Annotated in this window: 9 protein-coding genes and 1 riboswitch; of the genes, 6 read left to right on the top strand and 3 right to left on the bottom strand. The window is 45.5% G+C overall.

The window, feature by feature from the left end; translation table 11 throughout:
* Window positions 1-41 precede the first annotated feature (41 nt).
* Complete coding sequence (gene dinF, locus NL644_RS22325; protein WP_181869566.1) at window positions 42-1,391, top strand: MATE family efflux transporter DinF; 1,350 nt, start codon at window positions 42-44, stop codon at window positions 1,389-1,391.
* A gap of 57 nt (window positions 1,392-1,448) precedes the next feature.
* Here the strand turns inward: dinF and sthA are convergent, their stop codons facing one another.
* Window positions 1,449-2,879, bottom strand: coding sequence for a Si-specific NAD(P)(+) transhydrogenase (sthA, locus tag NL644_RS22330; protein ID WP_005389689.1), 1,431 nt, complete (start codon window positions 2,877-2,879; stop codon window positions 1,449-1,451).
* Window positions 2,880-3,142: 263 nt separating this feature from the next.
* Between sthA and fabR the strand changes: the two genes are divergently transcribed.
* Together fabR and NL644_RS22340 are read left to right on the top strand one after the other, a co-directional pair.
* Entirely contained in the window at window positions 3,143-3,784 is a 642-nt protein-coding gene (gene fabR / locus NL644_RS22335) for an HTH-type transcriptional repressor FabR (protein WP_005378632.1), read from the top strand.
* The gene (locus NL644_RS22340; protein WP_005378634.1) at window positions 3,784-4,149 is read left to right on the top strand and encodes a YijD family membrane protein; all 366 of its coding nucleotides are present in this window, start codon (window positions 3,784-3,786) and stop codon (window positions 4,147-4,149) included. The genes fabR and NL644_RS22340 overlap by 1 nt, the downstream gene beginning before the upstream one ends.
* Before the next feature lie 66 nt (window positions 4,150-4,215).
* Here the strand turns inward: NL644_RS22340 and trmA are convergent, their stop codons facing one another.
* Window positions 4,216-5,325, bottom strand: coding sequence for a tRNA (uridine(54)-C5)-methyltransferase TrmA (trmA, locus tag NL644_RS22345; protein ID WP_012841302.1), 1,110 nt, complete (start codon window positions 5,323-5,325; stop codon window positions 4,216-4,218).
* Window positions 5,326-5,509: 184 nt separating this feature from the next.
* Window positions 5,510-5,710, top strand: a riboswitch (cobalamin riboswitch).
* Between the two features lie 55 nt (window positions 5,711-5,765).
* On the opposite strand from trmA, the gene btuB reads away from it, so the two are divergent.
* The 3 genes from btuB to murI are packed head-to-tail and all read left to right on the top strand — an operon-like array spanning window position 5,766 to window position 9,188.
* Complete coding sequence (btuB, locus tag NL644_RS22350; RefSeq protein ID WP_253658810.1) at window positions 5,766-7,601, top strand: TonB-dependent vitamin B12 receptor; 1,836 nt, start codon at window positions 5,766-5,768, stop codon at window positions 7,599-7,601.
* A gap of 59 nt (window positions 7,602-7,660) precedes the next feature.
* On the top strand, window positions 7,661-8,344 hold the full coding sequence (locus NL644_RS22355; protein ID WP_114324091.1) for an ATPase: 684 nt from the start codon (window positions 7,661-7,663) through the stop codon (window positions 8,342-8,344).
* A 40-nt stretch (window positions 8,345-8,384) separates the two neighbouring features.
* Window positions 8,385-9,188, top strand: a complete 804-nt coding sequence (gene murI / locus NL644_RS22360; protein WP_046874611.1) for a glutamate racemase — start codon at window positions 8,385-8,387, stop codon at window positions 9,186-9,188.
* Here the strand turns inward: murI and NL644_RS22365 are convergent.
* On the bottom strand, window positions 9,151-9,606 hold the full coding sequence (locus NL644_RS22365; RefSeq protein WP_031780357.1) for an RNA-binding protein: 456 nt from the start codon (window positions 9,604-9,606) through the stop codon (window positions 9,151-9,153). The two genes, murI and NL644_RS22365, sit on opposite strands and share 38 nt — an antisense overlap.
* Between the last annotated feature and the right edge of the window lie 508 nt (window positions 9,607-10,114).

Here is a 10,114-nt window from a genome sequence, read left to right on the forward strand (position 1 = left end):
AGCGCTCAGGTACACTCGTCGATCTTACTGATGAGGTGCCTGTGACAAATTCAATCTTCTCTCCTTTATCTAACCCACAAGTTCATCGCCAGGTCTTAGCTTTAGCGATACCTATGGTGCTGTCGAATATTACTGTTCCATTGCTCGGTTTGGTCGATGCTGCGGTGATTGGTCATCTAGACCACGCTTGGTATTTGGGTGGTGTTGCGTTGGGCAGCACCATGATCAGCGTGACGTTTTGGCTGCTTGGTTTTTTGCGTATGTCGACTACTGGGTTGGCGGCGCAGTCCTATGGCGGTGAAGACCGAAAGCAACTTGCCTTGGTGTTTATGCAAGGCTCACTTATGGCGCTGCTGTTTGCGTTAGTCTTCCTTATTGCCCATACCCCGATAGCTGATTTGATCTTTGGTTGGAGTGACGCCAGCGCGGAGGTAAAACACTACGGTATGCAATATTTCTCTATCCGTGTGTGGAGTGCCCCCGCTGCGCTAATGAACTTTGTGTTGTTGGGGTGGCTGCTCGGAACGCAAAATTCCAAAGCACCAATGTGGATGGTGATCATCACCAACGTGACTAATATTGCCCTCGATTTGTTGTTTGTGATGGGTTTGGGGTGGAAAGTAGAAGGCGCTGCGCTTGCATCGGTGATTGCTGACTACTCAGGCATGGGTTTTGGTCTCATGTGTGTCTGGAAAACCTGGCGAGAGAGGCAATTACCATCACCTCAAAAGTTGCTAGCCAGCACTCAACACGGTTTAGGGCGATTCGTGAAATTGAATCGCGATATTTTCTTACGCTCTTTGTGTCTGCAAGCGGCTTTTAGCTTTATGACGTTCCAAGGCGCGAGCTTTGGTGATGAGGTTGTCGCTGCAAATGCGGTTCTGATGAGCTTCCTGATGATTATCTCGTATGGCATGGATGGCTTTGCTTATGCAATGGAGGCCATGGTCGGGAAGGCGATTGGCGCCAAAGATAGGCAACAATTGAGTGCATCGCTTGTCGGCACTTTCTTTTGGAGTTTGATTATTTGCTTAGGACTGACCGCGCTCTTTGGTTTGGCGGGACCGGAGTTGATCGCCATGATCACTTCAATTGAGGCGGTACAACAGCAAGCATCGGTGTATCTACCTTGGCTGGTGGTGATGCCACTTGCGTCGATGTGGTGCTTTCTATTGGATGGCATTTTTGTCGGTGCAACCAAAGGCAAAGACATGCGCAATAGTATGTTTGTCGCGACCAGCAGTTTCTTCGTTGTCTTTTACTTATTCGCCGAGTGGGAAAATCACGCGCTGTGGTTTGCAATGACGAGCTTTATGTTGATGCGGGGTGTTGGTTTGGGGGTTATCTTTCTCTACCAATGGCGCAAGGATACTTTCCTCGCACAATGTTGATATAAAAACAGCAGGTCCAAGCCTGCTGTTTTTCTGTTTGCTATCAAGAAGCATAGATTAGAACAAGCGGTTCAAACCATTCAACGCAGCGACACGATACGCTTCGGCCATCGTCGGATAGTTGAAGGTGGTATTGACGAAATACTCGATGGTATTCGCTGAGCCTTTTTGCTCCATAATGGCTTGACCGATGTGGATAATTTCCGCGGCACGTTCGCCAAAGCAGTGAATCCCTAAAATTTCTTTGGTTTCACGATGGAACAATATCTTCAAGCTGCCGATGTCTTTCCCTGCGATCTGTGCACGAGCTAGATGCTTGAAGGAAGAGCGTCCTACTTCATACGGTACTTTCGCAGCTGTTAGCTCTTGCTCGGTTTTACCCACAGAGCTAATCTCTGGGATGGTGTAGATACCTGTTGGAATATCATCAATCAGATAGTTTTCTGCCTGACCTTTCGTAATGGCTTGTGCGACAAATCGCCCTTGGTCATAAGCGGCGCTTGCAAGGCTAGGGTAACCGATGACATCGCCTACAGCGTAAATGTGCTCAATATCGGTTTGGTAGTTACGGTTTACTTTTAGTTGTCCGCGAGAATCCGCTTCCAGACCCACTGCACCCAAATTCAACTTATCGGTGTTACCTGTTCGACCATTCGCATACAACAAACAGTCCGCCTTCATCTTCTTGCCAGATTGTAGGTGAATAATCACGCCATCTTCTGTGCCTTCGATTTTTTCATAGGTCTCATCATTACGAATTACCACACCGCTGTTCCAGAAGTGATAAGACAGCGCATCTGACACTTCGTTATCCAAAAACTCCAACAAGCGGTCGCGGGTATTGATAAGGTCAGTCTTCACTCCAAGGCCGCGGAAGATAGAAGCGTATTCACAACCGATAACGCCTGCACCGTAAATGATGATATGGCGAGGGTCGTGTTTCAGGCTCAAAATGGAATCACTGTCGTAGATGCGCTCATGCAAGAAATCAACGTCGTTAGGCTGATACGGACGAGAACCCGTCGCGATGACAAACTTATCCGCAGAATAGATTTCTTCTGTACCATCGCTTTGCATCACTGCAATAGAGTAGTTATCGATAAATCGCGCGGTCCCGAACAAAAGTGTGCATGAGTTACGGTCATAAAAGCCCTGACGAAGTCGAGTTTGCTTATCAATGACCGACTTGGCATGACCTAAAATGTCAGAAAATGTTGCATGAACGCTGGTGTTGTTTCGGCAAAATAGCGGGTTGCTATTAAATTCGATGATGCGGCTAACGGCATGACGCAGTGCTTTTGATGGAATGGTACCCCAGTGAGTACAACCGCCGCCGACACTGCTTTCTTTCTCGACAATGGCAACATTCAGTCCCGCTTTGGTTAATCCCATTGCAGCCCCTTCTCCGCCAGGGCCACTACCGATTACGATCACGTCATAGTGATTAACATGCGCCATGATGCCTTCCTTGTTATATTTGCTTAACATTGCTTTAGCGCGATTTTAACTCATTTACTCTATTGGTACACGTAATGCCTGTTAGAGAGTGGAAGTGATCACGCAGAATCGAACAAAAGGATGATTTGGTATGTTGTATGTCTATAAATTGCATCGAGAACATTGCAATTAGATGCATGCCAATAGTAACGTTCTCCGCGCTCAGAGCGAGCGAAGCAACATATCTTTCTCCGTAGGAGCAAATTGCGTTATATTGAGGCTCTTGTACCCTACAGAAAAAGAGCAAGTTAAGAATGAAATCGATGGGAATCCGCGCACAGCAAAAAGAGAAGACACGTCGATCATTGATCGATGCGGCATTTAGTCAATTAAGTGCGGATCGCAGCTTTTCCAGCCTTAGCTTGCGAGAAGTCGCCCGAGAGGCAGGGATTGCACCGACTTCTTTTTACCGCCACTTCAAAGATATGGATGAGCTAGGCTTAACTATGGTCGATGAAGGCGGTTTGCTACTACGTCAACTGATGCGTCAGGCGCGTCAACGTATTGTGAAAGAAGGTAGCGTAATTCGTACCTCGGTCGAAACCTTTATGGAATTCATTGAAAGTAGTCCGAACGTTTTTCGTTTGTTGTTGCGTGAGCGCTCCGGCACTTCTGCTGAATTTCGTACCGCTGTTGCTCGAGAAATCCAGCATTTTGCGGCAGAATTAACCGAGTATTTAATGAGCACCGGCGTGACCAGAGAAGAGGCGTATACTCAAGCAGAAGCGTCTGTGACTTTGGTTTTCAGTTCGGGGGCTGAAGCTTTAGATTTAGATCGACGTGAGCGCGATGAACTCGCCGAGCGATTGATCATGCAATTGCGAATGATAGCCAAAGGGGCCTATTGGTATCGCAAAGAACGTGAACGTAACCGATTAAAAGGCGGGATAGAATAATGTCGAATGGAAATAAATCTGAAAAGAAAACGCTGATTTTGGCACTGGTTGCAGGTATGTGTGGTGATGCTTTGTTGTCATGGTTGACCATGAGTGAAGTATCGTTTTCAATCTTCCCATTGATTGCACTCGTACTGGCTGTACAAGCTCTTTACCAAGAGTACCTAAATAATCCGGTATCAGAAGATATCCCATTAGTTGGCTTGGCGTGTTTCTTCGTAGGTGCGTTTGGTCACTCTGCGTTTATTAAAGCGCAATACCCAGAAGCAGGCTCAAACTTCTTTGCGATCATGGTTTCAATGATCTTACTCGCATGGATTGGTAAGAAGCTAGGTTTTGTCAGCAAGAAGACTTCTGCGGAATAAGCAAAACGAATCAAATTAAAAAAAGCGAGCCATTGAGCTCGCTTTTTTTGTATTTGACGCGGTGGGTTACGCTTTGCGTTCCAATAGCACGCCCGCTTCCATATGGTGGGTATAAGGGAATTGGTCAAACAGAGCAAAACGCGTCACGTTGTGTGTTTCGCATAGAATGTCCAAGTTCTCTTTTAGAGTCTCAGGGTTACAAGAGATGTACATGATGCGCTCGTAACCTTGCACCATTTTACAAGTATCGGCATCCATCCCAGCACGTGGTGGATCGACAAAAATCGTGTTGCAGTTGTAGCTCTTCAGATCCACACCTGCATCTTGTAGACGACGGAATTCACGCTTACCTTCGATCGCTTGAGTAAATTCCTCTGCTGATAGACGTAAGATTTGTACGTTATCAATCTTATTGGCAGCGATGTTGTACTGTGCAGATACCACCGATGGTTTAGCTAGCTCAGTTGCCAGGACGCGGTCGAAATTCTGTGCCAAGGCCAGCGAGAAGTTACCGTTACCACAGTAAAGTTCTAGTAGGTCACCAGTGCTTTCTTGGGTACAGTCGACCGCCCATTCCAGCATCTTCTCTGCGACTTTGCCGTTCGGCTGAGTGAAGCTGTTCTCTACTTGTTGGTAGATGTAGCTTTGACCATTTACATCGAGCTTCTCGATAACGTAGTCGCGGTCTAGGACAATCTTCATCTTACGAGCACGACCAATGATATTTAGATTGAAGCCTTCATCATTTAAACGCTGTTTAAGGGCTTTCGCGTTTTCAATCCACTCTTCATCAAGTTGGCGATGGTAAAGCAGTGAAACCAGAATCTCACCACTTAGTGTCGATAGGAAATCCACCTGGAACAGTTTACGACGTAGTGAGTCGTTGTCTTTCATCGCTTCAACCAATAGCGGCATCAGGTCGTTGATCAGACGGCTTGCTGCAGGGAATTGGTCAACACGGTACTTCTCACGAGTTTCTTGGTTGAACATGATGTAGTAAAGATCTTCGCCTTCATGCCAAACACGGAACTCAGCACGCATGCGGTAGTGCTGCTCTGGTGATTCAAACACTTCCAGTTCTGGCATGTTGTATGGCGCGAACATATCCGTGAGACGTTCGACTTTTTCAGCCAGTTGTTCTTGGTAGCGTTGTGGATTTACATCAAGAGTAGCCATGATCTTACCTTTTATGGTGCATTCAATTTAAGAGCGCAGATTTTATTCAATCTCAATAGGATGTCCAGTTTTGTACTGGAATTGATTTAAAGATAGTGCGTACAGACAGAGTAGAAAGCAAAATCAATCAAAACGTTACAACTTATAAGGGCAATATTGGCTGGACAAATAATCAATAGCTGAATAATATTTGCCTCAAGTTGGTGTTATCTAGCAATCTAGATGGCTGAAATGGGAATCTGGTGTGAATCCAGAACTGACGCGCAGCGGTAAAAGAGAACGAACGCTCATCAGACACTGCATTAGTTTATGTGGGAAGTCGAGCAAGTAGGCGGTACACCCGTGCTCTTGAGTCCGAATACCTGCCAACAACTGAGCCACAGCACTGGACTGTCATGATGACAGGGCTCGGAAGGAATTACGCGATTTAGGACAATACAATGAGAAAATCCGCACTGGCGATCACTTTGGCATCGCTGCTTTCACCTGTCTCTTATCTACAGGCCCAAGAAACCTCCACTGACGAAACCATCGTTGTTACTGCAAACCGTTTTGAGCAAGCCGAAAGCCGTACGTTGGCAGATGTCGAAGTGGTTACTCGACAAGACATTGATCGCATTCAAGCGAAAACCCTACCAGATGTGTTGCGCCGTCTTACGGGGATTCAAGTTTCACAAAATGGTGGTCGTGGTCAGTTAGCGTCTTTATTTGTTCGTGGTACCAGTTCCGACCAAGTTCTAGTACTGGTTGATGGCGTACGTTTTGCGCGAGCAGCGAAGGGCGCTGTGGACTTTAACCAAATCCCACTTACTTACGTTCAACGGATTGAGTACGTGCGTGGTGCGCGTGCGTCACTTTATGGTTCAGAAGCGATTGGTGGCGTGATCAATATCATCACCATTGCGCGTGCTGACGAAGAAGGAACGAAGTTAAGCGCTGGTTTAGGTAGCTTAGATTACCAAGAATTGAGTGTGGCATCTGGCATTAAAGTCACAGAGAGCGGCCAACTGAATATCGCGCTTGGTAGTGAAAGTGATGATGGCTATAACGTTCGTCCTGTACCGGGAGTTAATGACGGCGATCGCCATGGCTTTGATACAAAGAATGGTCTGCTAGGTTACGTGCATAACTTCAATGACCAGTGGTCTGTATTTGGTAACCTACGTGCTTACGAAAATGTTTATCAATATGACAGCAGCTACGGCAGTCGCGGTTATTACGAAGCAGAAAAAGACGACCTTTCTGCCACTCTGGGCGGTAAGTATCAGTCTGGTAACGTGATGTCAGAACTACAAGTAACGGCACAGAAACAGAAGTCTTGGAACTATGAGCAAGCAAAAGGCAAACACTCAGGTACTGAAGATGAACTTGAACAGCAAAATGTCCAGTGGACCAACAGTTACTTGTTAAACAACAATACGACGTTTGCTGGTGGTATTGATTGGCGCAACGAATCTTACAAAGACAAGAGTGCGAATAAAACGTTTGATCGTACCAATGGCGCTCTGTTTGGTATGGCAACCACTAGTATTGATAAAGCAATGCTTGAGGGCAGTGCTCGCTTGGATGATAACGAAGAATACGGTAGTGAGTTCACTTACAGTTTAGCGGCTGGTTACCAATTTGTGCCAGAGTTTGGGGTTAAAGCTTCTTTTGGTACTGCGTTTAAGGCTCCAAACCTATATCAACAGTATGACCCAACGTACGGTGAGAAAGATCTTAAGCCGGAAGAGTCAGATGCTTGGGAGCTAGCATTCAGCGGTGATGTCCAAGGCGTTTTTTGGTCCGTAACGGGTTATGACTATAAAATCACGAATCTTATCGATTACCATCCAACCACATACAAATATTTGAATGTCGATGGTGAAACACATATCCAAGGTGTGGAGCTTGTTGCTGAGTTTGATACAGGGATTGTGCAGCACCAGTTGAGTGCGGATTACAAAGATGCTGAAGACGATAAAGGGCATCAATTGCAGCGCCGCGCTAAAGAAATGTATAAGTGGAACGCTTTAGTGAGCTTCGATAAAGTGGACTGGTCGGTTAGCTATCAGTATGTAGGTAACCGACCAGATGTGGATTACAGCACTTGGCCTTCACAAGATATCACGCTTTCTTCTTACTCGTTGGTTGATACGGCTGTGACTTACTATCCGAATGAGTCGACCTCTATTAGCGCTCGTATCGATAATCTATTTGATAAAGAGTATGAGATGGCAAAAGGTTACCCTGCCGCGGAGCGAGCGTACTATCTAAACGTTGGCTACGAATTCTAATCGTGAATGAACACAAACCGCCTTCGGGCGGTTTTTAATATTTTGTGGTGGAAAATCGAATGACGAAACCTAAGCAAGTGGTGATCAGTTGGTCCAGCGGTAAAGATTCGACATTAACGCTTGAGCGCCTTAACGAGAATCCAAATTATCAAGTTGTCGGTTTGTACACGACTTACGTAGGGAAAGAAGTCCCTTTCCAAGCAACTCCGCTTGACGTTGTACAAATGCAAGCAGACTTACTTGCGCTTCCGCTCATTACTATCGAACTGCCTGAAGTCTTTCCGAGTAACGACATTTATCAATCGACCATCGTTAATGCATTACAAAGTAGTGGTCTGAACATAGAAGCTGTCGCATTTGGCGATATGTTTTGCAATGGCATTGCCGAGTACCGACGCAGCTATATTGAACCTGCTGGCTGGGAGTGCGTCTTTCCGCTATTAGGGGAGAGCAGCGACAAACTAGCGATGGAAATCATAGAGCGTGGTATTCAAACGATGTTGATCACCATCGACGGAAGTGTTCTCCCTCCAGAGTGGTGTGGTCGCTGGTATGACAAAGTCCTAATAGAGTCATTACCAAGTCAAATTGATCCCTGTGGGGAAAATGGTGAATTTCACACACTGGTCACGTCTTCGCCGTCTTTTCAAGGGCATATCGAGCTAACGAAGCGAGATGTAGAATCTGGAGATAGATTCAGCCATCAAAGATACCATGCTAAAGCATTGCCAAAACAAATCTAAGCAGTATGATCGCAACGTTTCTGTTCTTTAGGTAAGGCTCGTGCGAGTAGCAAGTAAGAAAAAAGTCCTAGTTTTTGACTCCGGTGTTGGTGGTCTTTCTGTATTCCAAGAGATACATCGCCTATTGCCGCATCTTGACTACTTATACTTATTCGATAATCAGGCTTACCCTTATGGTGAACTCGATCAGGCGGTACTCATTTCACGAGTTAACCAACTGGTCTCTTCATTAGTCGAAGAACACCAAGTCGACATTGTTGTCATTGCTTGTAATACGGCAAGCACCATAGTGCTTCCTTCCTTACGTGAAAATCTATCGATTCCCGTTGTTGGTGTTGTCCCTGCGATTAAACCCGCATCGCTTTTGGCATCAAAAGGGGTAGGGCTGATCGCCACTCCGGCGACAGTAACACGCCAATATACTCACGAGTTAATACGAGACTTTGCGCAAGGCAAACCAGTTGAGCTGTTGGGATCAACTCGCTTGGTGGATATGGCCGAAGAGAAGTTGCGAGGCAACAGCGTTTCTCTAGACGAACTGACAAAAATCCTGCTTCCGCTTCGCGATAAAGTAGACGTTGCGGTGCTCGGTTGTACTCACTTCCCTTTAATCAAAGAGGAAATTCATCAAGCTTTGGGTGGGGACGTTACTTTAATTGATTCGGGTGCAGCCATTGCACGTCGAGTAAAAGCATTACTATTAAGTGATGAAATTGAGGATACGGAAGAGGGAAGTAAGTCGATTTATGCCAGTGCAACTCCTTGGCAGGAAGATGCACTGAACATTTGTTTAAAGAAGCTAGGTTTTAATCCTGTTCTGGTTTACCACCATCCGGGTGTTTAGGATCGTTCGCAATTCTCACTTTTAGCGTTCTTTCCATATATTCCTTTTCATTAAGTTTAGCGATAGCTGGCTTGGCATCTGCCGCAGCCATCACGACAAAACCAAACCCTCTTCTTTTTCCAGTGCGCTTATCTTTCATTAAGCGTACTGCATAGACCTGTCCATATTCAGCAAACAAATCGCGAACGTGACTCTCATTGGCCTTATAAGGAAGGTTGCCTACATACAGAGTTTTAGTCGATGGATCCGAGTCCGTTGATTGAATAGAAGGTGTCTGGCTAGAAAATGAAAATAAAAAAGCAGTAGCGATAACACCAATGAGAAAACTCAAGGCTGGTGGGATAGTGACTTGAGAGAAGACGATTCCCCCAACGACGGCCAGCCCAGCACATAAAATCAGATTTTTTTTAGACGTCATTTTAATTACTACACATAGTGATAAAGAGATCGATTGTCCATTAACAGAATAGACACATGAATCTTACGTATATGGTTGGTGTTTTTCCAACCAATTGCTGTGATATGTCTCAAATGTGACGAAGAAATATGCAAATATCACGCTTTTGGCTAACTAATGACCTGTTGAAAGTTTTTTTGCAAAAAACGCTTGTACTAATTTCTCAACTCCCTATACTGCGCATCCACCGACACGGAGTGAGACGAAAGTCACACAGCGAGTCGGGAGTGAGAGAAAAAGAAATTTGAAAAAATGCTTGACTCTCTCACGGTGCGGAGTAAGATACGCACCCCTAACGACGAGCAACTAAGTTGCTGGATAAGTTAGAAAAGCTCTTTAACAATATAAACCTATCAATCTGTGTGGGCACTCGTTGATGATAATCCAAATAGTTTCTTCGGAAACAATTTAGGTTTCAATGAAACGAAGTGACCATTGAATCTTCGGATTCAGCACAGTCAATTCAAAC

The organism is Vibrio sp. Y10_XG_PY6 (genome assembly GCF_024181795.1).
Taxonomy (GTDB): domain Bacteria; phylum Pseudomonadota; class Gammaproteobacteria; order Enterobacterales; family Vibrionaceae; genus Vibrio; species Vibrio diabolicus.